The organism is Nonomuraea sp. NPDC049504 (assembly GCF_040676845.1).
Classification (GTDB): Bacteria; Actinomycetota; Actinomycetes; order Streptosporangiales; family Streptosporangiaceae; genus Nonomuraea; species Nonomuraea salmonea.
Genome location: NZ_JBFAPT010000021.1, coordinates 203,141 through 224,424 on the forward strand (window position 1 = coordinate 203,141; position 21,284 = coordinate 224,424).

23 protein-coding genes and 1 tRNA gene are annotated in these 21,284 nt (G+C 68.5%); 20 read left to right on the forward strand and 4 right to left on the reverse strand.

The features are described from left to right. Positions 1 to 40 precede the first annotated feature (40 nt). The 3 genes from AB0K28_RS34695 to AB0K28_RS34705 are packed head-to-tail and all read left to right on the forward strand — an operon-like array spanning position 41 to position 3,144. Complete coding sequence (locus AB0K28_RS34695) at positions 41 to 1,315, forward strand: extracellular solute-binding protein (protein WP_345395572.1); 1,275 nt, start codon at positions 41 to 43, stop codon at positions 1,313 to 1,315. A gap of 60 nt (positions 1,316 to 1,375) precedes the next feature. Continuing rightward, positions 1,376 to 2,260 (forward strand): sugar ABC transporter permease, encoded by an 885-nt coding sequence (locus tag AB0K28_RS34700; RefSeq protein WP_345395575.1) that lies wholly within the window; start codon positions 1,376 to 1,378, stop codon positions 2,258 to 2,260. Then, positions 2,260 to 3,144, forward strand: a complete 885-nt coding sequence (locus AB0K28_RS34705; protein WP_364378219.1) for a carbohydrate ABC transporter permease — start codon at positions 2,260 to 2,262, stop codon at positions 3,142 to 3,144. Before AB0K28_RS34700 ends, AB0K28_RS34705 begins: the two co-directional genes overlap by 1 nt. Before the next feature lie 47 nt (positions 3,145 to 3,191). Here the strand turns inward: AB0K28_RS34705 and AB0K28_RS34710 are convergent, their stop codons facing one another. After that, positions 3,192 to 3,935 carry a class I SAM-dependent methyltransferase gene (locus tag AB0K28_RS34710; protein WP_364378221.1) on the reverse strand — a complete coding sequence of 248 codons (744 nt, stop codon included), beginning with the start codon at positions 3,933 to 3,935 and terminating at the stop codon, positions 3,192 to 3,194. 124 nt (positions 3,936 to 4,059) lie between these two features. Here AB0K28_RS34710 and AB0K28_RS34715 point away from each other — a divergent pair, with 124 nt between their 5' ends. Next, positions 4,060 to 4,599 carry an RNA polymerase sigma factor gene (locus AB0K28_RS34715; protein WP_364378223.1) on the forward strand — a complete coding sequence of 180 codons (540 nt, stop codon included), beginning with the start codon at positions 4,060 to 4,062 and terminating at the stop codon, positions 4,597 to 4,599. Continuing rightward, positions 4,586 to 5,452: a hypothetical protein gene (locus tag AB0K28_RS34720; RefSeq protein ID WP_364378225.1), complete on the forward strand. Its 867-nt coding sequence runs from the start codon at positions 4,586 to 4,588 to the stop codon at positions 5,450 to 5,452. Before AB0K28_RS34715 ends, AB0K28_RS34720 begins: the two co-directional genes overlap by 14 nt. On the opposite strand, the gene AB0K28_RS34725 is transcribed toward AB0K28_RS34720, so the two are convergent. Further along, positions 5,441 to 6,463: an adenosine deaminase gene (locus AB0K28_RS34725; protein ID WP_364378227.1), complete on the reverse strand. Its 1,023-nt coding sequence runs from the start codon at positions 6,461 to 6,463 to the stop codon at positions 5,441 to 5,443. The genes AB0K28_RS34720 and AB0K28_RS34725 overlap by 12 nt on opposite strands. 210 nt (positions 6,464 to 6,673) lie before the next feature. Here AB0K28_RS34725 and AB0K28_RS34730 point away from each other — a divergent pair, with 210 nt between their 5' ends. Both AB0K28_RS34730 and AB0K28_RS34735 read left to right on the forward strand, forming a co-directional pair. Next, positions 6,674 to 7,324 (forward strand): hypothetical protein, encoded by a 651-nt coding sequence (locus AB0K28_RS34730; protein ID WP_364378229.1) that lies wholly within the window; start codon positions 6,674 to 6,676, stop codon positions 7,322 to 7,324. 22 nt (positions 7,325 to 7,346) lie between these two features. Further along, complete coding sequence (locus AB0K28_RS34735) at positions 7,347 to 7,862, forward strand: hypothetical protein (RefSeq protein WP_345395591.1); 516 nt, start codon at positions 7,347 to 7,349, stop codon at positions 7,860 to 7,862. Between the two features lie 12 nt (positions 7,863 to 7,874). Here the strand turns inward: AB0K28_RS34735 and AB0K28_RS34740 are convergent, their stop codons facing one another. Continuing rightward, on the reverse strand, positions 7,875 to 9,083 hold the full coding sequence (locus AB0K28_RS34740; RefSeq protein WP_364378231.1) for a pyridoxal phosphate-dependent aminotransferase: 1,209 nt from the start codon (positions 9,081 to 9,083) through the stop codon (positions 7,875 to 7,877). A 168-nt stretch (positions 9,084 to 9,251) separates the two neighbouring features. Between AB0K28_RS34740 and AB0K28_RS34745 the strand changes: the two genes are divergently transcribed. From AB0K28_RS34745 to rplL, 8 genes are all read left to right on the forward strand, one after another. Next, positions 9,252 to 9,324 (forward strand) — tRNA-Trp (locus AB0K28_RS34745). Between the two features lie 77 nt (positions 9,325 to 9,401). After that, positions 9,402 to 9,647 (forward strand): preprotein translocase subunit SecE, encoded by a 246-nt coding sequence (gene secE, locus AB0K28_RS34750; protein WP_187415017.1) that lies wholly within the window; start codon positions 9,402 to 9,404, stop codon positions 9,645 to 9,647. Positions 9,648 to 9,715: 68 nt separating this feature from the next. After that, positions 9,716 to 10,480 carry a transcription termination/antitermination protein NusG gene (nusG, locus tag AB0K28_RS34755; RefSeq protein WP_345395598.1) on the forward strand — a complete coding sequence of 255 codons (765 nt, stop codon included), beginning with the start codon at positions 9,716 to 9,718 and terminating at the stop codon, positions 10,478 to 10,480. A gap of 118 nt (positions 10,481 to 10,598) precedes the next feature. After that, positions 10,599 to 11,030, forward strand: a complete 432-nt coding sequence (gene rplK, locus AB0K28_RS34760; protein WP_355429713.1) for a 50S ribosomal protein L11 — start codon at positions 10,599 to 10,601, stop codon at positions 11,028 to 11,030. A 69-nt stretch (positions 11,031 to 11,099) separates the two neighbouring features. Then, positions 11,100 to 11,819 (forward strand): 50S ribosomal protein L1, encoded by a 720-nt coding sequence (gene rplA, locus AB0K28_RS34765; RefSeq protein WP_345395601.1) that lies wholly within the window; start codon positions 11,100 to 11,102, stop codon positions 11,817 to 11,819. 688 nt (positions 11,820 to 12,507) lie between these two features. Further along, positions 12,508 to 13,332 carry an LppX_LprAFG lipoprotein gene (locus tag AB0K28_RS34770; protein WP_364378235.1) on the forward strand — a complete coding sequence of 275 codons (825 nt, stop codon included), beginning with the start codon at positions 12,508 to 12,510 and terminating at the stop codon, positions 13,330 to 13,332. Positions 13,333 to 13,568: 236 nt separating this feature from the next. Beyond that, positions 13,569 to 14,093, forward strand: a complete 525-nt coding sequence (gene rplJ / locus AB0K28_RS34775; protein WP_345395607.1) for a 50S ribosomal protein L10 — start codon at positions 13,569 to 13,571, stop codon at positions 14,091 to 14,093. Positions 14,094 to 14,165: 72 nt separating this feature from the next. Continuing rightward, a complete protein-coding gene (gene rplL, locus AB0K28_RS34780) occupies positions 14,166 to 14,561 on the forward strand; it encodes a 50S ribosomal protein L7/L12 (protein WP_345395610.1) in 396 nt (131 codons plus the stop codon). A 91-nt stretch (positions 14,562 to 14,652) separates the two neighbouring features. On the opposite strand, the gene AB0K28_RS34785 is transcribed toward rplL, so the two are convergent. After that, positions 14,653 to 15,042 carry a nuclear transport factor 2 family protein gene (locus AB0K28_RS34785; protein ID WP_345395613.1) on the reverse strand — a complete coding sequence of 130 codons (390 nt, stop codon included), beginning with the start codon at positions 15,040 to 15,042 and terminating at the stop codon, positions 14,653 to 14,655. Positions 15,043 to 15,130: 88 nt separating this feature from the next. On the opposite strand from AB0K28_RS34785, the gene AB0K28_RS34790 reads away from it, so the two are divergent. From AB0K28_RS34790 to rpoB, 5 genes are all read left to right on the forward strand, one after another. Beyond that, positions 15,131 to 15,757, forward strand: coding sequence for a TetR family transcriptional regulator (locus tag AB0K28_RS34790; RefSeq protein WP_364378238.1), 627 nt, complete (start codon positions 15,131 to 15,133; stop codon positions 15,755 to 15,757). 116 nt (positions 15,758 to 15,873) lie between these two features. Then, positions 15,874 to 16,875: an ABC transporter ATP-binding protein gene (locus AB0K28_RS34795; protein WP_364378240.1), complete on the forward strand. Its 1,002-nt coding sequence runs from the start codon at positions 15,874 to 15,876 to the stop codon at positions 16,873 to 16,875. A 327-nt stretch (positions 16,876 to 17,202) separates the two neighbouring features. Further along, positions 17,203 to 17,703 (forward strand): hypothetical protein, encoded by a 501-nt coding sequence (locus AB0K28_RS34800; protein WP_364378242.1) that lies wholly within the window; start codon positions 17,203 to 17,205, stop codon positions 17,701 to 17,703. Further along, the gene (locus AB0K28_RS34805; protein ID WP_364378244.1) at positions 17,700 to 18,197 is read left to right on the forward strand and encodes a hypothetical protein; all 498 of its coding nucleotides are present in this window, start codon (positions 17,700 to 17,702) and stop codon (positions 18,195 to 18,197) included. The genes AB0K28_RS34800 and AB0K28_RS34805 overlap by 4 nt, the downstream gene beginning before the upstream one ends. A gap of 445 nt (positions 18,198 to 18,642) precedes the next feature. Further along, on the forward strand, positions 18,643 to 21,284 hold a 2,642-nt coding region (gene rpoB / locus AB0K28_RS34810), incomplete at its 3' end, for a DNA-directed RNA polymerase subunit beta (protein ID WP_364378246.1).

Here is a 21,284-nt window from a genome sequence, read left to right on the forward strand (position 1 = left end):
GGACCAGCTCGACCCGTCCGACGAGAAGGCGGTATCTCCAGTGAACATCAAGCTTGTGGGCGGCGCCGCTCTCGGCCTTGCCACGATGCTGGTCCTGTCCAGTTGCGGCGGCGGTGACGCAGGCGGCGGAGGCGGCGACACCCAGGCGAGCGACGGCCAGGTCACGCTGAAGATGGTCGCCGCCGACTACGGCGACGGCCCCGGCAAGCCGAACTCGGGTGAGAACTTCTGGAAGGGCGTCGTGGACGAGTTCCAGGCGGCCAACCCCAACATCAAGGTCGACGTCCAGGTCATCAACTGGAACGACATCGACAAGCAGGTCGCCACCATGGTCCAGAACGGCCAGGTGCCCGACATCCTGCAGACCGGCGACTACTCGGGCTTCGTCAAGGACGGCCTGCTCTACAAGGTGGACGAGATCCTGTCGCCGAACGTCTCCGGCGACATGCTGCAGAAGTTCGCCGACTTCGGCAAGGTCGACGGCACCGCGTACGGCATCCCGTTCGTCTCCTCGGCCCGCGCCCTGTTCTACAACAAGGACCTGTTCGAGAAGGCGGACATCGCCGAGCCGCCGAAGACCTGGGACGAGCTCAAGGCCGCCGCCGAGAAGCTCAAGGCGGCCGGCGTGACGCAGCCGTTCGGCCTGCCGCTCGGCCAGGAGGAGGCCCAGGCCGAGTCGTTCCTGTGGATGCTCGGCAACGGCGGCAGCTACAAGGACGCCTCCGGCAAGTGGGCGATCGACTCCCCGCAGAACGTCGAGACCTTCACCTACCTCAAAGGCCTGGTCGACGCCGGCCTGACCACCCCCAACCCCGGCACCAAGGACCGCAAGACGGTCTGGGAGGACTTCGGCGCCGGCAAGGTCGGCATGGTCAACGGCGGCCCCATGTCCATCCCGATCTTCGACGCGGCCGGGCTGAAGAACTACGGCGTCGTGCCCATCCCCGGCAAGACCGGCCCGCTCGACACCACGCTCGGCGTCATGGACTGGATCATGGCGTTCAACAAGAACGGCCACGCCGCCGAGATCAAGAAGTTCTTCGACTTCTTCTACACCGGCAACGCCGCCCAGAAGATCTCCGACACCTACAAGCTGCTGCCCGTCACCAACGGCGGCATCCAGAAGCTGTCGAGCGACGAGAAGCTCAAGCCGTTCCTCGACGCGCTGCCCAACGCCAGCTTCTACCCCTTCCAGGACCCCAAGTGGGCCGAGGTGAACCCCGCCATCAAGCAGACCATCGGCGGCGCCGTCAAGGACGACCCCGCCAAGGTCCTCGGCGAGCTCCAGAAGACCGCTGAAGCGGCGGCCGGCTGATCCAGCAGGACCCGGGTACGGCCGGCGCTCGCCGGCCGTACCGTCCTGGAAAGGTGTCTGATGAGAAGGTTGCGCGCCCTCGAACCCCTCGCCTGGGTCGGGCCCGCCATCGTGCTGATCGCCGTGGTCGTGCTCTGGCCCGTGATCGAGATGATCAGGTCGTCGTTCCTCGAGATCAGCCGCCTGGGCGTGGTGCGCGGCGGCAACGGGTTCGCGAACTACGACAAGCTCTTCGCCGAGAAGGACTTCGCGGACATCATGCTCCGCAGTGTGATCTGGGTGGTCGCGGTCGTCGCGCTCACCGTGCTGGTCTCGCTCGCCCTGGCCCAGCTGTTCAACCAGCGCTTCCCGCTGCGCAAGGTCGCCCGCTGGGCGCTCATCGCGCCGTGGGCCGCCTCGGTGCTGATGACCGCGATCATCTTCAAGTGGATGCTCGACCCCGAGGTCGGCGTCATCAACCAGATCCGGCTGAAACTCGGGTTGATCGACGCGATGGGCGGGGCCGCGGCCGACCAGCTCGGTGACGCCTCCACCGCCATGCCGTGGCTGATCTTCGTCGCGGTGTTCGTGTCGGTGCCGTTCACGATGTACGCGCTGCTCGCCGGGCTCGCGACGATCCCGGCCGACGTGTACGAGGCCGCCAAGATGGACGGAGCCGGACGGCTGCGGACGTACTGGTCGATCACGCTGCCGCTGCTGCGCCCCGCGCTCACCGTGGCCGCGCTGATCAACGTCATGAACGTCTTCAACAGCTTCCCGATCATCTGGGCCATGACCCACGGGCAGCCCGGCTACTCCACGGCCACCTCGACGATCTTCATGTACATCCTCAAGGGCTCCGACATCGGCGAGTCCGCCGCCATGTCCGTGGTCAACTTCGGCATGGTCATCGTGCTCACAGTGATCTTCCTGAAGGTGTCGCGGTGGAACAAGGAGGTGGCGTGATGGCCGTCAAGACCATGCCCGCGCCGGTCGAGCAGCGTCCCCAGGCCCGCACAGGCCGCGGCGGGAGCGCCATGCCGCGGCTCAAGACCGTCCTCATCGCCGCCACCGCGTACGTCGTCGCCTTCCTCTTCCTGTTCCCGTACGTGGTCATGCTGCTGACCTCGCTGCGCTCACAGGAGTCGCTGCGCGACGTGACGTTCTGGCCCGAGGAATGGGTGTGGAGCAACCTCGCCGACTTCTGGGGCAGCGGCCTGGCCGGTAACCTGTGGGTGACGATCAAGGTGGCGGCCGGCTCGACGCTGCTCGTGCTGCTGGTCGCGCTGCCCGCCGCGTACTACTCGGCCCGCCACCGCTTCCGCGGCCGGACCGCGTTCCTGATCCTCGTGCTGATCACCCAGATGTTCCAGCCCACCGCCATGGTGGTCGGCATCTACCGCGAGTTCTTCCAGTTCGGGCTGGTCGACTCGATCTGGGCGCTGATTCTCGTCAACGGCGGGTTCAACCTCGCCTTCGCGGTGTGGATCCTGAACGCGTACTTCTCCTCGATCCCGCGCGAGCTGGAGGAGGCCGCCTTCATCGACGGCAACGGCCGCTTCGGCGCGCTGTTCAGAATCACGCTGCCGCTGGCCATGCCCGGTGTCATCACCGCGCTGATCTTCACGTTCATCGCCGCGTGGAACGAGTTCGTGGTCGCGCTCACCCTGACCACGACCCCCGAGAACCAGCCGCTTCCCGTGGCGCTCAACTCGTTCATCGGGCAGTACCAGGTGGACTGGCAGAACCTGTTCGCCGGCTCGGTGATCGCCACCATCCCGGTGATCATCCTGTTCGCCCTGATCGAGCGGAAGGTGGTCGGCGGCCTGACCGCCGGCTCCATCAAGTAAGCCCGTCAGGCCGCCCCAGGGCACCCCAGGGGGCGGCCTGACGTGTTTCAGCTCTTCGGTACGGGCACCCGCGCGACGCAGAACACCGTCTGGCCGAACGGCGGCCGGACGAACCGCTCGATCAGCCGCGTCAGCGGCACCACCGTGCGGTCGTAGATCTTCACCAGCCGCGGGTCGGGATAGCCGACGCCGCCCCGCCGCACCGCAGCCCACCAGGCGATGCCGCCCAGGAAGTTGATCGGCTTGAGCACCTCGACGTCGAGCCCCGCCCTCGCGACCGTGGCGCCGAGCGTCTTCGGGGTGTAGCGCTGCACGTGGCCGACCTTGCGGTCGAAGTCGCCGTAGAGCTGCGGGTAGCCGGGCACCCAGATGATGATGCGCCCGCCCGGCAGCGTGACGCGCGCCAGCGAGCGCAGCGCCTCGGCGTCCTCCTCGATGTGCTCCAGGACGTTCATCATGACGACCGTGTCGACCTTGTCCTCAAGCGGGATGTCGGTCGGCAGGCCGAACTGCAGGACGCTGATCTCGTCGCGGTCGACGAACCGCTTCTCCAGCTGCTCGACGCAGTAGGGGTCGAAGTCGCTGACCACGAGCCGGTCGAGGCGCGGCAGGAACTGCTCGGCGAAGTGCCCCAGGCCCGAGCCGATCTCCAGCATCGAACGCCCGACGTGCGGGGCGACCATGTCGAACTCGTACTGCCGGTAGTTCTTGGCCTCGTCCCCACCCAGGTGGTTCTCCAGGGCCTCGTCACCGGCCGCCGGTTGCACTACACGGTCATACCCAGAAGACATAATCCCGTTCCTTCGAGGGGCACATGGATTGCCAGAGTCTAATGCCCACGCCGGTCACCAGGATGACACGATCAGCGAAAGTCCCTTCCCAGACGGCTGATGATGCGGTGGAATCCGAGTCGGCATGGACGACGACGAGGCGATCGCCCGTTCGCTCAAGGGAGACCTGGCCGCCTATGAGGCGCTGGTCGCCCGCTACAGCACGCTCGCCCACCGCACCGCCGCCATGCTCGGCGCCGGCGACGAGGCCGAGGACGTCGTGCAGGAGGCGTTCGTCAAGGCGTTCCGCCACCTCGCCTCGTTCCGCCGCGACGCGCCGTTCAAGCCCTGGCTGCTGCGCATCGTCACCAACGAGACCCACAACCTGACCCGCTCGCGCGGCCGCAGGACCGACCTGGCGCTCCGGCTGTCCGCCACCGCCCCCACCCGCGCGCCCGACGACCCCGAAGGCGCCGCCGTCGCCACCGACCGCCGCTCCCGGCTGCTCGCCGCCGTCCGCGCCCTGCCAGAACGGGAACGTCAGGCCGTCGTCTGCCGGTACTTCTTACAGCTGAGCGAGGCCGAGACCGCGCAGGTGCTCGACTGGCCCGTCGGCACCGTCAAGTCCAGCACCCACCGGGGGCTGGCCCGGCTGAGGGAGGAGGTGGGCGATGAGCTCGCGTGAGCCTGACGAGGACTACGAGGACTACGAGGAGTACGAGGCGATCGAGGCTGAGCTGCGCGCGCTCGGCGACCTCCTCGACACCCCTGCCCCGCCTCCGGCCGACGTCGCCGCCGCCGTCCGCACCCGCCTCACGTCGACACCCGCGCCAGAGACACCTGCGCCAGAGACACCCGCGCCAGAGACACCCGTAGGGGAGACACCCTCCGACGCGTCTGAGCCGGGCGGTACTCGGGAGGCGCGGGAAAGGCTCGACCAGCCGCATGTGCCGCAGCGGCGGCGCAGGCGGGTGGCGCGGTGGAAGGTCGTGACCGCCGTGGTCGTCGCCGTCGCCGCGCTCGTCGCGGCCACCCCGCAGGGCCGGGCCGCGGTGGTGCGGATCCTCAGGTTCGCCGGGATCGAGCTGCGCGTCGGCGACACCACGCCGCCGCCCGTCACCACGACGGCGCCCCTGCCGGGCGAGCGCACGGTCGCGCCCACCGAGGTGCCGCGCATGGCCAGGACCCCGGCCGCGCTCGGCCCTCCGCAGCGCACCACGGTCTCCGACGGCGGGCGGGTCGTGTCGATGTTCTGGCCGGACGGCATCAGGCTCGACCAGTTCGACGGCACCCTGGACCCGTACCTGTTCAAGAAGCTCGGCCCGCCCTACCCCGACTTCACCGAGGTCGGCGGCCGTACGGCGTGGTGGATCAAGGGCGACCACCCGCTCGGCCACATCAGGCGCCAGGACGGCACCGAGGTGCCCCTGCGCCAGGCCGGGCCCACCCTGATCTGGCAGCACGGCACGCTCAACCTCAGGCTCGAAGGGCTGAAGAGCAAGGAGGAGGCGGTCAGGGTCGCCGAATCACTCGGGTGATCCGGCCAGCCAGTCGTCCACGCCCTTGAGCAGCTCCTTGCGCACGGACTCGGGGGCGGATGAGGACCGTACGGACTGGCGGGCCAGCTCGGCCACCTCCGCGTCGGAGAACCCGTAGACCTCCCTGGCCAGCTCGTACTGGCGCAGCAGCCGCGTACCGAACAGCAGCGGGTCGTCGGCGCCCAGCGCGATCGGCACCCCCGCGTCGAACAACCGGCGCAGCGGCACGTCGGCCGGCTGCTCGGCGACCCCCAGGCCCACGTTCGAGGTGGGGCAGATCTCGCAGCAGATCTGCCGGTCGGCCAGCCGCTGCATCAGCCAGTCGTCCTCGGCCGCGCGCACGCCGTGGCCCACCCGGTCGGCGCCCAGGTCGTCCACGCACTGCGCGACGCTGCGCGGCCCCATCAGCTCGCCGCCGTGCGGCACCGACAGCAGCCCGCCCCGCTTGGCGATGCGGAACGCCCGCTCGAACTCCCGCGCCTGCCCGCGCCGCTCGTCGTTGGACAGGCCGAAGCCGACGACGTTCCTGTCCGCGTATTGGGTGGCCAGGCGGGCCAGCGTGTTGGCGTCGAGCGGGTGGCGGGTGCGGTTGGCCGCCACGACCACCGCCATGCCGATGCCGGCGTGCGCCGACGCCTGCTCCACCGCGTCCAGCATCAGCTCGAGCGTGGCCGTCAGGCCGCCGAAGCGCTGCGCGTAACCCGACGGGTCCACCTGGATCTCCAGCCACCGCGACCCGGCCGCCACCTCGTCCTCGGCGGTCTCGCGCAGCAGGCGGTAGACGTACTCGGGCTTGGTGAGCACGGACCTGGCGATGTCGTAGAGCCGCTGGAACCTGAACCAGCCCCGCTCGTCGGTGGCCCGCAGCTTGGGCGGCCAGTCCTGCTCCAGCGCGTCGGGCAGATGCAGCCCTTGCTCCCTGGCCAGCTCGATCAGCGTGGAATGTCGCATCGAACCGGTGAAATGCAGGTGAAGATGGGCCTTGGGAAGCGCGTGCAGAGGCCGTGGCATTGACATATCTTGCCACCGGTGCGGGTGTGGGGGAGGAAAGAGGCCCGGTCAGGGGTCCGATGGGGGGCGCGGTTGGGGACTCGATCGAAAGCCGGGGCGGAAGCGCGGCCGGGCGCTCGGCTGTGGGGGACTCGATCGGAAGCTCGGGTGGGAGCTCGGGTGGGAGCGCGGCCGGAAGCTCGGCCGGAAGCTCGGCTGCGGGCTCGGCCGGTGGATCGACGTGGTGCCGCCCTCGACGTCCGAGGGCTCGGCGCGCCCCCGTCGTGGCACGGCCTGGGGCCGGGCGGCCGCGGGACGCTCGCCGCGGTGTCCTTCACGGCGACCGCCCTGATCATCTACGCGATCTTCTCCTCGGGCTTCGGCCGCCTCCCGCGCGCCGCGATCCGCGCCGCCGAACCCCTGCCCGCCCCGGTGCCGGTGCCGGTGGTGCCGGTGCAGCCGCCCGCCGCGGGCTCGGTCTCGGTGCCGAGGCCGGCGGAGACGGTCGCGGTCGTCGCCGACGGGTTCTGGCTCACGTACCTGCCGGGCGGCCTCGTACGGACCGGTGGCGACGGCACCGGCGCGAGGTTCGCGTCCGCGGCGGGCGGATTCGTCGAAGCCCAGGTGACACGCGGTACGGTGGCAGCGGACCTGGCCCGCTTCCTGAGCCGGATCAAGGTGCGCGACGCCCGCGCCACCACCGTGCGCGGCAGGCCCGCCGTGGCCGGCAGGCATCCGGCGGGCGGCCGGCTGATCGCCTGGCTCGAACGCCCCGGCACGGGGATGTCGATCCGGGTCAGTGACGCGCTCGGCGGCGAGCTCCTCGCTCTTGCCGCCTCCGTGAGGGCTCCTGTAGGAGACTATGAGCCTTTTCCCCGGTAATCACTCACGTCAAGGGGGGTCGATGCGGCGGCCGGCGGCGGTGCTCCTCATGTTCGCGCTCACGGCGTGCGGCGGCGGCACGACGCACCCGGTGGCCACCCCGCCGGCCTCCCCGTCCGCCACCTCGCCCGCGCCCGAGCCGCTCGTCACCCACGCGGACGGCACCGTGCTCTCCTGCGACGGCCCCGGCGTGCGGCTGCCGTCCGCGCTGTCCGGGCTCAGCCCGGCGGGCTCGTTCAACCGCCTGGAGTCGCTGCGCCGCCCGCTTGAAGTGCGCGGCCGCATCTGGAGCGACAACGACGAACGCCTCTACGTCGGCGTGGTGTGCGGCCCGCGCACGGCCGAGCACTTCGTCACGCTCGTCGGCAAGGCCACGCTCACCCTGTACGGCGGCAAGCCCGCGCTGCGCTGGACCACGCGTACGGGCGTGCGCTGCTTCATGTGGCTGGAGCGGCCGGGCACCGCCGTCTACATCGGCGCCACGCCCGGCCTCAGCAGCGAGATCAAGCCGATCGCCGCCGACATCACGGCCGGCTGACCCGCGTGCGGCTCAGCGGGCCTCGGACAGCAGCTTGGCGAGCCGGCTGACGCCCTCGACGAGGTCGGAGTCGCCCAGCGCGTACGACAGCCGGAAGTAGCCCGGCGTGCCGAACGCCTCACCCGGCACCACCGCCACCTCGGCCTCCTCCAGGATCAGCTCGGCCAGTTCGCTCGACGACCGCGGCCGCCGCCCGCGCAGCTCCTTGCCGATCAGCTCCTTGACCGAGGGATATGCGTAGAACGCACCCTTAGGTTCCGGGCACAACACGCCCGGGATCTCGTTGAGCATCCTGACCATCGTCTGCCGCCGCCGGTCGAAGGCCGCGCGCATCTCCGCCACCGCCGACAGATCACCGGAAACCGCCGCGAGCGCCGCCATCTGCGCCACGTTGGAGACGTTCGAGGTCGCGTGGGACTGCAGGTTGGTGGCCGCCTTGACGACGTCGGACGGCCCGATCAGCCAGCCGACCCGCCAGCCCGTCATCGCGTACGTCTTGGCCACGCCGTTGAGGATCACGACCCGGTCGCCCAGCTCGGGTACGGCCGTGGCGATGCCGGTGAACTCGGCGTCGCCGTACACGAGGTGCTCGTAGATCTCGTCCGTGACCACCCACAGCCCGTGCTCGGCCGCCCACCGGCCGATCGCCACCGTCTGCTCGCGCGAGTAGACCGCGCCCGTCGGGTTGGACGGCGAGACGAACAGCAGCACCTTCGTCCGCTCGGTGCGCGCCGCCTCCAGCTGCTCCACGCTCGCGAGATAACCGGTCGACTCGTCGGTCACGACGTCGACCTGCACGCCGCCCGCCAGCTTGATCGCCTCGGGGTAGGTCGTCCAGTAAGGAGCGACGACCAGCACCTCGTCACCCGGGTCGAGCAGCGTCGCGAACGCCTCGTACACCGCCTGCTTGCCGCCGTTGGTCACCAGGACCTGCGCCGGCTCGACGGCGTAGCCGGAGTCGCGGCGGGTCTTCTCGGCGATCGCCTTCTTCAGCTCGGGCAGGCCGCCGGCCGGCGTGTACTTGTGGAAGCGCGGCTCGCGGGCCGCCCGCACGGCGGCCTCGACGATGTAATCGGGCGTCGGGAAGTCGGGCTCGCCCGCGCCGAAACCGATGACGGGACGCCCGGCCGCCTTCATCGCCTTCGCCTTGGCGTCTACGGCGAGCGTGGCGGACTCGGAAATCGCGGAAATTCTCGCGGAGATGCGGGGTCGCGTGGACATGCGTCCATGCTCCCACGCGGTGCCCACGCGGGCGTGACCTGGGCGATCAGGTTTTGGTTCGACGTGACGGGCAATGACCCGTATGCTTTCGCGTGGTCCTTCCGCCGCATGTCGGCGAGCGGTTCGGTCCAGGCAGTGAGTCGATCAGGGTAGTCTGGTCTACGACATAGGGCACTGGCGCAATTGGTAGCGCACCGGTCTCCAAAACCGGCGGTTGGGGGTTCGAGTCCCTCGTGCCCTGCGAGTGCGGTCCGCGCAATAATTGGCGTGTAAGCGCGCCGCAAAACTGCGTTGGATACGACTGATCAGGTGAGGACTGTGGCGATCGACACGCGCGGCGAGACCGCAGACAAGCCTAGTGGCGAGAAGAAGACACGCACTTCTCCTGCCCTCTTCTATCGGCAGGTCGTCAACGAGCTTCGTAAGGTCATCTGGCCGACACGCAAGGATCTCATCACCTATACCACGGTCGTTCTGATATTCGTTCTGATCATGGTCGCGATCGTGTACGGGCTCGACAGTGCCCTGGGATGGGCGGTCCTCCGCGTCTTCGGCGGATCCTGACCGAAGGCTTCGAGGGGTGATCGCCTGACGGAGTCGCCATTCGATACCACGAAAGAGGAAGAGTCACCGTGTCCGAGTCTTCAGTTCCGGCGGACGAGTCCCGCGACGAGTGGGGCGACGAGCTGGAAGAGGCCACCGAGGAGTCCGCTGCGGCGGCTTCCGAGGAGGCCGAGGTCGAGGAGAGCGACGAGGCGGGCGAAGAAGAGGCCGCCGCCGTCGAGGACGGTTCGGTTCTTCCCGACGTCGACCCCGTCGAGGAGTTCAAGGACTCCCTGCGCGGCCTGCCCGGCGAGTGGTACGTCATCCACTCCTACGCCGGTTACGAGAACCGGGTGAAGTCCAACATCGAGAGCCGCAACGTGTCGCTCAACATGGAGGACTACATCTACCAGGTCGAGGTGCCCACGCACACCGTCCAGGAGTTCAAGAGCGGCAAGAAGGTCCCGGTCAAGGAGCGCGTGCTGCCCGGCTACGTCCTGGTGCGCATGGAGCTGACCGACGAGTCCTGGGCCGCCGTCCGCAACACCCCGGGCGTCACCGGCTTCGTCGGCCTGTCCAACAAGCCGAGCCCGCTCAGCCTTGACGAGGTCGCCAAGCTGCTGGCGCCCGAGCCGACCGAAGAGGCCAAGAAGGCCACCACCAAGGCCGCCGCGGGTCCCACGGTCGAGTTCGAGATCGGCGAGTCCGTCACCGTCATGGACGGCCCGTTCGCCACGCTGCCCGCCTCGGTGAGCGAGATCAGCCCCGAGTCGCAGAAGCTCAAGGTGCTCGTGTCGATCTTCGGCCGCGAGACTCCGGTGGAGCTCTCGTTCAACCAGGTCTCGAAGATCTGAGACGATCACATACACTTAGTCGTTCGGTCGGCCGCCTCTCGCGAAGGGCGGCCGCCGACATGTCAGGGGCGCAACCGCGGCTCTGACCGCATCGCAATCAGGACCCGGAGAAGGACACATGCCTCCGAAGAAGAAAATCGCCGCACTGGTGAAGGTCCAGCTCCCCGCTGGCCAGGCCACCCCGGCGCCGCCGGTGGGTACCGCCCTCGGTCCCCACGGCGTCAACATCATGGACTTCGTCAAGCAGTACAACGCTGCCACGGAGTCGCAGCGGGGCAACATCATCCCCGTTGAGATCACCATCTTCGAGGACCGCAGCTTCAGCTTCATCACGAAGACGCCGCCGGCCCCCGAGCTGATCAAGAAGGCGCTCGGCCTCGACAAGGGCAGCGCCGTCCCGCACCGCGACAAGGTGGGCAAGCTCAGCCGCGAGCAGCTGCGCAGCATCGCCGAGACGAAGATGCCCGACCTCAACGCCAACGACATCGAGGCGGCCGAGAAGATCATCGCCGGCACCGCCCGGTCGATGGGCATCACGATCGCCGAGTAAGACCCTTCCCGCAAGAAGTCGTGGGAGGGCCGTCCTGACCGTCGGCCCGCACACCACTAGGAGTACAGAATGCAGCGCAGCAAGGCGCACAAGGACGCGGCAGCCAGAATCGACCGCGACAAGCTCTACACGCCCGTCGAGGCCGCGAAGCTGGCCAAGGAGACGTCGACCACCAAGTTCGACGCCACCGTCGAGGTCGCTCTCCGGCTGGGCGTCGACCCTCGCAAGGCCGACCAGATCGTGCGCGGCACGGTCAACCTCCCGCACGGCACCGGTAAGACCGCCCGGGTCCTGGTCTTCGCGACCGGTGACCGTGCCGAGGCGGCCCGCGAGGCGGGTGCCGACATCGTCGGCGCCGACGAACTGATCGACGAGATCTCCAAGGGCAACCGGCTCAACGAGTTCGACGCCGTGGTCGCCACGCCCGACCTCATGGGCAAGGTCGGCCGTCTCGGCCGCGTCCTCGGCCCGCGCGGTCTCATGCCCAACCCCAAGACCGGCACCGTGACGCCCGACGTCGCCAAGGCCGTGACGGAGATCAAGGGCGGCAAGATCGAGTTCCGCACCGACCGGCAGGCCAACCTGCACTTCATCATCGGCAAGACGTCGTTCGGCGAGCGCCAGCTCATCGAGAACTACGCCGCCGCTCTCGACGAGGTGCTGCGTCTCAAGCCGTCGGCGGCCAAGGGCCGTTACCTGAAGAAGGTCACCTTCTCCACCACGATGGGCCCGGGCGTCCCGGTCGACCCCAACCTCACCCGCGGCCTCACGGCCGACCTGGAGAGCTGACCCTCAGCGCTTCACAACGGCGCCCCCACCCGAACTCGTCTCGGGTGGGGGCGCCGTCATTTCCACACGGGGCCTCTGACACGAGAACGCTGCGGTTCCCACGCCGAGCCGCCGACACGGAGCCGCCGTGGTTCTCGCGCCAGCGCCTCTAGCTCGGGGACACCGCGGTCCCACGCCAGAGCCGTTGACACGGAGCCGCCGTGGTTCTCGCGCCAGCGCCTCTAGCTCGGGGACACCGCGGTCCCACGCCAGAGCCGTTGGCACGGGGACGCTGTGGTTCCGCCCCCGCCTTTCCTGCGCAGGGGCGTTGCGGTGCCCCGGCTGGGCCGGCCGATGGTGTTCGCGCTCGTCCTCTCGCGCAGCTGGTGTGCCCGCCCTCAGCCCTCGGAGCCGTCCTCGGTGGGAGGAGGGGCGTTGGGTCGGTCCCGTTGTCCGGACACTCCTCAGCCGTGTTGAGAGGCGCGCTGGCGGTGTCGCCGGCGGTCTCCATCCTCCCGCTACCCCCGCATCGCTCGGCGGGCGTCAGCGGCGTGCTTGGGGTGTCTCTGCGGGGGAAGGGAGCCAGATGAGCTGGGGGTTTTTATGGTGTGTGGGAAGTGTGCAGGGCGTGTGAGGGATAACCCTGGGTTTTCCCCTATTTGTCGGGGGAAGCCGCCACAGCAGGAAAAGTAAACGTAGGGTCAAGGACATGCTGATGCGCACGATAAGTATGACCGCGGCCGGAGCCGCACTAGTCGTGGCCGCGGTCGCCGGTTGTGGATCGAACGCCCAGCCCATCCAGGTCAACCTGGCCGCGTCCGAGGTGCTCACCCAGGCCGCGCAGAAGACCGCAGAGGTCACGAGCTACACGGTCGACGCCGTGGTGAACCTGACGCACCCCCAGCAGGGCAGCGGCAAGGTGCAGGGCCGCATGCTCTACCAGAGCAAGCCGCAGCTCGCGGCGGACCTCACCCTCGACACGGTGGACATGGGGCAGCGCAGCGTGCCCGGCGGTGTCCGCGCCGTGCTGCAGGGCGACACCGTCTACGTCAAGGTCGAGGCGCTCAAGGAGCTCCTGGGCGCGACCAAGCCGTGGATCAAGGTTCCGCTCAAGGACGCCGACGGCGGCTCTGGCGAGGTGAACGAGGTGCTCACCCAGGTCCAGCAGTTCGACCTCGGCAACATGACCAAGCTGATCACGGCCTCGCAGGACGTCAAGGCCGCCGGCAACGAGACCGTCAACGGCGAGGACACCACCCACTACAGCGGCACCTTCCCGGTGGAGGCCGCCGTGCAGCAGCTGCCGGCCGACAAGCAGGAGCAGGCCCGTGACGGCCTGGCCGAGCTGAAGGACATCAAGTTCGACATGTGGGTGGCGGCCGACGGCCTGCCCCGCAAGATCGCCCTGAACGGCTCCAAGGACGGCGCCACGCTCGACGCCACCCTGTTCTTCAAGGGCTTCAACGAGCCGGTCAGCATCCAGGCCCCGCCCGCCGACCAGGTCGGCGAGCTGCCGAAGAACACCACCAACTGAGAACGATTTGGAAACTCGGCGGCCAGCACGTACGCTGGTCGTTGCCGAAGACCGCCGGTCGTCGTCAGGTGCTCTAAATCTGGCGACCGAAGGATCCACGTCATGTGGACGGCCCGCGCAGGTGTGGTGCGAGTTTCCCACATGGTCATTCCGTGTGCGTGAGCCCCGTGCGCCCTGCGCCCGGGGCTGTTCTCATGTCGGGGGCCTTCGCCGGTGGCACATCTGGAAGGAGGCCCATGGCGAGGGCGGATAAGGCGACAGCGGTTGCCGAGCTCAAGAGCGAGTTCGAAGGCAGCGCCGCCGCCGTTCTGACCGAGTACCGCGGTCTCACCGTCGCTCAGCTCAAGGAGCTGCGCACTGCTCTCGGTGAGAATGCGAAGTTCGCCGTGGCGAAGAACACCCTGACCAAGATCGCGGCCAACGAGGCCGGCGTCGCGGGCCTCGACAGCCTGCTCACCGGTCCGACCGCGATCGCGTTCGTCAACGGCGACGTTGTCGAGGCGGCCAAGGGTCTGCGTGACTTCGCCAAGGCCAATCCCCTCCTGGTGATCAAGGGTGGCGTCCTCGAGGGCAAGGCGCTCGACGCCGCCGAGATCACCAAGCTTGCCGACCTCGAGTCCCGCGAGGTTCTCCTCGCGAAGCTGGCCGGTGCCATGAAGGCCAAGCAGAGCGCCGCGGCCGCGATGTTCGCCGCTCTGCCCACGCAGATGGCTCAGCTGGCCGAGGCCCTGCGCGCCAAGCGCGACGAGGCGGGCGAGTAGCACGGGGGTTGCCGCAGCACACCGCGGTCCCGTTCCCAGTTTTCTAGCAAGTCCTAACGTAAGGAAACCATCATGGCGAAGCTCAGCACCGACGAGCTGCTCGACGCTTTCAAGGAGATGACCCTCCTCGAGCTGTCCGAGTTCGTGAAGGTCTTCGAGGAGACCTTCGACGTCAAGGCCGCCGCCCCGGTCGCGGTCACCGCCGCTCCGGCTGCCGGCGCTGCCGGCGGCGAGGCCCCCGCGGCCGAGGAGCAGGACGAGTTCGACGTCATCCTCGAGGCTGCCGGCGACAAGAAGATCCAGGTCATCAAGGAGATCCGCGCCCTGACGTCCCTGGGCCTCAAGGAGGCCAAGGACCTGGTCGACGGCGCTCCGAAGCCGGTCTTCGACGGCAAGGTCAACAAGGAGCAGGCGGAGAAGGCCAAGGCTGCCCTCGAGGGCGCCGGCGCCACCGTGACCGTGAAGTAACTTCCCCTTCGCTTCACGCACAGCTCAACGAGAAGAGGCGGACACACCCTGGTGCCGGGTGTGCCGCCTCTTTTCGCGTTTCCTGAGCCGGTCAGGCCGCGTCGCGGATCCTGGCGATGGCGCTGGTGTCCATGTAGTCCCTGGTGTGGACGATGCCGCCGTCCCTGACACGCAGCACGAGGAGGCCGGGGACGGTCAGGTGGCGGCCGGCGACCGTGCCGTGGACGGTCTGCTCCACGACGACCACCTCCGGGTCCTCGGTGCGGTGCACGGCGACCCGGCGTACCTCGTCGATCTCGAACGGTGTGGCGTCCCACATCGCGTGGTAGCCCCGGCGGACCTCCTCCCTGCCCTGGAACGGCGGCGCCGCGCCGAAGGGGAACTCGTGCAGGCCGTCCTCGGCGTACAGGTCGGCCAGCTCGTCGGGGGACTTGTGCAGCATGGCCGCGTGGTAGGCGGTGACGATCTCTTCGACGGACATGGGACGATCACCTATTCGCTCAACGGTCGTTGACTCAACGAGCGTAGAGCGGCAGTTGAGGTTCGGTCAACGCATGTAGAGTCGGGGCGTGGCTGAGGAGACGGCGCTTCCGCGCGCCGAGCGGCGGCGCAGGACGGAGGCGCGGATTCTCGACGCCGCGCGGTCCCTTTTCGCCGACATGGGGTACGAACGCGCCACCATCAGGGCCGTGGCCAAGTCGGCGGGAGTGGATCCCGCGCTGGTGATGCAGTACTTCGGCAGCAAGCAGGAGCTGTTCCAGCGGGCCGTTGAGGTGACGCCGGCCCCAGGCGGCGGGTCCGGTGGGGGGCAGGTGCGAGGGCCGGATCCTGGCGGTGCTCAGGCGGCCGTCGAGGAGGCCGTGGAGGAGGCCGTGGAGGGGCTGCTGGAGACGTTGCCCATGAAGCTGGGCGAGCTGTCGCAGAGCCGGCTGGCGATGCTGCGTTCGATGCTCACCCACCCCGAGGCCGCGGTCTCGGCGCGCCGGGCGCTGGGGGAGCAGATCGACCGGGTCGCGGAGACCCTGCCGGGCGAGGACGCGCGGCTGCGTGCGGCGCTGATGACGCTGGTCCTGCTGGGTGTCACGGTCGGCCACCAGCTCCTGGAGCTGGACGAGCTGCGCGACGTGCCCGAGGACGAGATCGCCCGGCTGCTGCGCCCGAGCCTGCGCGCGCTCACCGGGCAGGACCCGCGATAACCGCCCGGTAACAAGCTGCTGGAACAGGTTCTCGTCAGGCGGCCCGCCGTTACCGTGAAGGCGGTGGCGCGGGTGCGTCACGTCCCGAGCACATCCTGCGACCGGAAGGTGACCAGGTGGGCGTCGAAGTCGTGGTGGACGGGCTGACGAAGTCGTTCGGACGGCAGGTCATCTGGGAGGACGTCTCGCTCACGCTGCCCGCGGGCGAGATCTCTGTCCTGCTCGGCCCCTCGGGCACCGGCAAGTCGGTCTTCCTCAAGACGCTGGTCGGCCTGCTGCGCCCCGACCGCGGCCACATCTGGATCGACGGCCACGACCTGGCCACCTGTAAGGAGAACACGCTCTACGAGCTGCGCCGGCTCTTCGGCGTGCTCTTCCAGGACGGCGCCCTGTTCGGCTCGCTCAACCTCTACGACAACATCGCCTTCCCGCTGCGCGAGCACACGCGGAAGAGCGAGACGCAGATCCGCCAGATCGTCATGGAGAAGATCGACCTCGTCGGCCTGCTGGGCGCCGAGTCGAAGCTGCCGGGGGAGATCTCCGGCGGCATGCGCAAGCGGGCGGGCCTGGCCAGGGCGCTGGTGCTGGAGCCGGAGATCATCCTGTTCGACGAGCCGGACTCGGGGCTCGACCCCGTCCGTACGGCGTTCCTCAACCAGCTCATCGTGGACATCAATGCCGACATCGAGGCGACGTTCCTGATCGTCACGCACGACATCAACACCGCCCGTACGGTGCCCGACGACATCGGGCTGCTGTTCCGGCGGGAGCTGGTGATGTTCGGGCCGCGGGAGATGCTGCTGTCCAGCGACGAGCCTGTGGTGCGGCAGTTCATGAACGCCAGGAGGCACGGGCCCATCGGGATGTCCGAGGAGAAGGACGTCTCGGAGCTGGAGGCCGAGGCGCGGATGGGGCACGATCCCGGTGTCCTGCCACCGATCCCGCCGCAGCTCATGCCGTCCGGCGGGGGCATCCGCCGTACGCAGCGGCCGCCCGGCGAGTGGCTGGCGGCCAACGGGGTGACCCCGCCCGAGGGGTCGTTCGTGGACGAGCAGGGCCGCGACTGGCTGCGGGAGTACCCCCGCCTGCTTAAGGCACACCTCCACGGCGTCACCTGACCCGCCGGCGCACCTTCGCGGCATCACCTGCCCCGAGCGCACCGAGCGGCGCCGGCGACCCTGCACGGCGTCACCTGGCCCCCAGGTTCCCCCGCGGTCCTCGCAACCCTCCAGGCCCTCAATGCGCTTCCAGGGCGCTCTCAGGGCCCTCTGGAGGCATTTGCGGGGCTTAGGCATGAATGGTGGGGCAAGTGCGCTCTGTGCCCGTTTCCTGCCCGAGAGCGGGCCTCCCTGCCGTCCCAGACCGCCTCTGTCGATTAGGGGGCTTAGGCGGCGGGTGTCGCGTTATGATCCGGCAGCGGCCGGCCGGGAGGGGAGTGAGCACAGGTGGCAGGACTCGGTGCTCGGCCCGCCCGCATCCTCATAGCGGCGCTCAGCGGGGTCCTGGCGGTCCTGGTGGGCACGGGCGTGTGGATCGCCGCCCAGGCGCGTGACGAGCAGGGCAGGTCGGGCGACAGGCAGGCGGCGCTGGCGGCGGCGGGCGAGCACGCGAAGAACCTGATGTCGCTCGACCACAAGAGCGTCGACGCCGACGTACGCCGCATACTCGACACCTCGACGGGGGCGGCGAAGAAGGAGTACGAGGCCAACCTCGGCAAGCTCAGGAACACCACGCTCGAGAACAAGGTCGTCCAGCACGGCGTGCTCCGTGCGACCGGCCTGGTCTCGATGACCGCCACCACGGCGCGGGTGCTGGTCGTCGCGGATGTGGAGATCCGCTGGGAGGGGTCGCGCAGCGCGCCTCAGGAGCGCTATTACCGCTGGCAGATGGACCTGACCAAGAGCGGCGGGCAGTGGCTGGTGTCGAAGGTGGTGCAGGTGCCGTGAGGATCTTCGCGATCGTGCTGCTGAGCCTGCTCGTGACGGTGGGCGCGGTGCTCGTGCCGACCATGTGGTTCAACCTGCGCGACCTGCGCGAGACCGAGACGGCGGCCAGGGCGGCGGTGGCCGAGGCCAAGAGGCTCGCGCCCGATCTGCTCTCGTACGACTACCGCACGATCGAGGAGGACCTGGCGCGGGCCGGCATGTTCACGACGGGCGAGCTGACCGAGCACTACAAGGAGCTGACCAGGACTCTCGTGTCGCGGGCGAAGGAGCAGAAGATCGTCCAGAGCGTGGCCGTGGCGGCGGCCGGGATCGAGCGCGCCAAGCCCGACAGGGTAGAGGTTCTGCTCTTCGTGAACACTGGTACGGTCAAGGAGATCCCCGGTAAAGAAGGACTCCAGCAAGAGTTCACCCAGAACCGGGCAAGGTTCGTCATGGTCCGGCAAGATTCGCGCTGGCTGGTGGCGGGCCTGTCCACGCTGCTGGGCACCGCGTGAGGCCCTGGAGATCACGGGCGCGCCGCTACCGTCAATTGTTACCAAAATTCAGGTTTGGTGCAGCCTATGCCAGGGGTACCTAGGTCATCGCAACACCGGTTGTCGGCATGGGTTGGCACCCCGGTGTGACGGAGCGTTAACCGCCCCCGTTCGCGGGTATCGTCTTGGGCCTGGCGGTAGGCGATCAGTCACACAGGGGAGAAAACCCAGCGTCCGGGCCCTGAGTCGGCTAAAAGTCGGGCTTGTGGGCTTGACGTATCCGCCTGAACGGGCGATGCTGCGACCAACGTGGAGCATGCAGCGAGGGCGAAGTGGACAGGCGTGTGCCGTTCGGCTACACTGCCCCTTTGCGCTGCCCTTTGACGACCCGCGATGCTTGCTCACGTTGCGAGGTTGTCTGGCGTGCGTGTAGTCAGTCCGCCGCGAGCCCTCGGAAGGACATCTGTTGGCAGCCTCGCGCAACGCCTCCGCCGTACCCGCTGGTCCCCGTCGCGTCTCTTTTGCGCGCATCCAGGAGCCTCTCGAAGTTCCTGACCTTCTCGCTCTGCAGACCGAGTCTTTCGACTGGCTGCTCGGAAACGAGAAGTGGAAGGCCCGGGTAGAGGCGGCTCGCCAGGCCGGGCGCAGGGACGTCCCGACCCAGTCGGGTCTCGAAGAGATCTTCGAAGAGATCAGTCCTATCGAGGACTTCTCGGGGACCATGTCCTTGTCGTTCCGGGATCACCGGTTCGAGCCGCCGAAGTACTCCGTAGATGAGTGCAAAGAGAAGGACATGACCTTCTCCGCCCCGATGTTCGTGACGGCGGAGTTCATCAATAACACCACCGGTGAGATCAAGAGCCAGACGGTGTTCATGGGCGACTTCCCGCTCATGACGCCCAAGGGCACTTTCATCATCAACGGCACCGAACGAGTCGTGGTCTCGCAGCTGGTCCGCTCGCCCGGCGTCTACTTCGAACGCAGTGTCGACAAGACATCCGACAAGGATCTCTACGGCTGCAAGGTCATCCCGTCGCGGGGTGCCTGGCTCGAGTTCGAGATCGACAAGCGCGACAGCGTCGGTGTGCGCATCGACCGTAAGCGCAAGCAGGCCGTCACCGTGCTTCTCAAGGCACTGGGATGGACCAACGACCAGATTCTCGAGCGCTTCGGCCAGTACGAGTCGATGCGGGCCACCCTGGAGAAGGACCACACGGCCGGCCAGGACGACGCCCTGCTCGACATCTACCGCAAGCTGCGGCCCGGTGAGCCGCCGACCAAGGAGTCGGCGCAGACCCTGCTGGAGAACCTCTACTTCAACCCCAAGCGCTACGACCTCGCGAAGGTCGGCCGCTACAAGATCAACAAGAAGCTGGGCGTCGACGCCGACATCACGCTGGGCACGCTGACCGAGGACGACATCGTCGCCACGATCGAGTACATCGTGCGCCTGCACGCCGGCGAGGAGTCCATGCCGGGCGCCAACGGCGAGGTCATCGTCGAGGTCGACGACATCGACCACTTCGGCAACCGTCGTCTGCGCAGCGTCGGCGAGCTCATCCAGAACCAGGTCCGCCTGGGCCTGGCCCGCATGGAGCGCGTCGTCCGCGAGCGCATGACCACGCAGGACGTCGAGGCGATCACGCCGCAGACCCTGATCAACATCCGCCCCGTGGTGGCCTCGATCAAGGAGTTCTTCGGCACCTCGCAGCTGTCGCAGTTCATGGACCAGACCAACCCGCTGGCCGGCCTGACGCACAAGCGGCGTCTGTCCGCGCTGGGCCCCGGTGGTCTGTCGCGTGAGCGGGCCGGGTTCGAGGTCCGTGACGTGCACCCGTCCCACTACGGCCGGATGTGCCCGATCGAGACCCCCGAAGGCCCCAACATCGGCCTGATCGGCTCGCTGGCCTCCTACGGCCGGATCAACGCCTTCGGCTTCGTCGAGACGCCTTACCGCAAGGTCGTCGACGGCAAGGTGACCGACCAGATCGACTACCTCACCGCCGACGAGGAAGACCGCTACGTCAAGGCGCAGGCCAACACGACGCTCAACCCCGACGGCTCGTTCGCCGAGGCCCGCGTCCTGGTCCGCACCAAGGGTGGTGAGACCGAGCTCGCGCGTGCCGAGGAGGTCGACTACATCGACGTGTCGCCGCGCCAGATGGTGTCGGTGGCCACCGCGATGATCCCGTTCCTCGAGCACGACGACGCCAACCGCGCGCTCATGGGCTCCAACATGCAGCGCCAGTCGGTGCCGCTGCTCAAGAGCGAGGCGCCGCTGGTCGGCACCGGCATGGAATACCGTGCCGCGACCGACGCCGGCGACGTCATCAGCGCGGAGAAGGCCGGTGTGGTCGAGGAGGTCTCGGCCGACTACATCACGGTCATGAACGACGACGGCACGCGGACGACGTACCGCGTGGCGAAGTTCAAGCGCTCCAACCAGGGCACCAGCTTCAACCAGAAGCCCATCGTCGCCGAGGGCGACAGGGTCGAGGTCAACCAGGTCATCGCCGACGGTCCCTGCACCGACAACGGCGAGATGGCGCTGGGCAAGAACCTCCTGGTGGCGTTCATGCCGTGGGAGGGCCACAACTACGAGGACGCGATCATCCTGTCCCAGCGCCTGGTGCAGGACGACGTGCTCTCCTCGATCCACATCGAGGAGCACGAGGTCGACGCCCGCGACACCAAGCTGGGCCCCGAGGAGATCACCCGCGACATCCCCAACGTGTCCGAGGAGGTGCTGGCCGACCTCGACGAGCGCGGCATCATCCGCATCGGCGCCGAGGTCGTCCCCGGTGACATCCTGGTCGGCAAGGTCACGCCCAAGGGTGAGACGGAGCTGACGCCGGAGGAGCGGCTGCTGCGCGCGATCTTCGGTGAGAAGGCCCGCGAAGTGCGTGACACCTCGCTGAAGGTGCCGCACGGCGAGCAGGGCAAGGTCATCGCGGTGCGCGTGTTCTCCCGTGAGGAGGGCGACGAGCTGCCGCCGGGTGTCAACGAGCTGGTGCGCGTCTACGTGGCCCAGAAGCGGAAGATCACCGACGGCGACAAGCTGGCCGGCCGCCACGGCAACAAGGGCGTCATCTCCAAGATCCTGCCCGT

Excerpts from the sequence above, each read along its gene's own strand:
- AB0K28_RS34700 (WP_345395575.1), top strand. The coding sequence starts at position 1,376 with ATGAGAAGGTTGCGCGCCCTCGAACCCCTCGCCTGGGTCGGGCCCGCC.
- AB0K28_RS34705 (WP_364378219.1), top strand. The coding sequence starts at position 2,260 with ATGGCCGTCAAGACCATGCCCGCGCCGGTCGAGCAGCGTCCCCAGGCC.
- AB0K28_RS34710 (WP_364378221.1), bottom strand. The coding sequence starts at position 3,935 with ATGTCTTCTGGGTATGACCGTGTAGTGCAACCGGCGGCCGGTGACGAG.
- AB0K28_RS34715 (WP_364378223.1), top strand. The coding sequence starts at position 4,060 with ATGGACGACGACGAGGCGATCGCCCGTTCGCTCAAGGGAGACCTGGCC.
- AB0K28_RS34720 (WP_364378225.1), top strand. The coding sequence starts at position 4,586 with ATGAGCTCGCGTGAGCCTGACGAGGACTACGAGGACTACGAGGAGTAC.
- AB0K28_RS34725 (WP_364378227.1), bottom strand. The coding sequence starts at position 6,463 with ATGCCACGGCCTCTGCACGCGCTTCCCAAGGCCCATCTTCACCTGCAT.
- AB0K28_RS34735 (WP_345395591.1), top strand. The coding sequence starts at position 7,347 with ATGCGGCGGCCGGCGGCGGTGCTCCTCATGTTCGCGCTCACGGCGTGC.
- AB0K28_RS34740 (WP_364378231.1), bottom strand. The coding sequence starts at position 9,083 with ATGTCCACGCGACCCCGCATCTCCGCGAGAATTTCCGCGATTTCCGAG.
- rplK (WP_355429713.1), top strand. The coding sequence starts at position 10,599 with ATGCCTCCGAAGAAGAAAATCGCCGCACTGGTGAAGGTCCAGCTCCCC.
- rplA (WP_345395601.1), top strand. The coding sequence starts at position 11,100 with ATGCAGCGCAGCAAGGCGCACAAGGACGCGGCAGCCAGAATCGACCGC.
- AB0K28_RS34770 (WP_364378235.1), top strand. The coding sequence starts at position 12,508 with ATGCTGATGCGCACGATAAGTATGACCGCGGCCGGAGCCGCACTAGTC.
- rplJ (WP_345395607.1), top strand. The coding sequence starts at position 13,569 with ATGGCGAGGGCGGATAAGGCGACAGCGGTTGCCGAGCTCAAGAGCGAG.
- rplL (WP_345395610.1), top strand. The coding sequence starts at position 14,166 with ATGGCGAAGCTCAGCACCGACGAGCTGCTCGACGCTTTCAAGGAGATG.
- AB0K28_RS34785 (WP_345395613.1), bottom strand. The coding sequence starts at position 15,042 with ATGTCCGTCGAAGAGATCGTCACCGCCTACCACGCGGCCATGCTGCAC.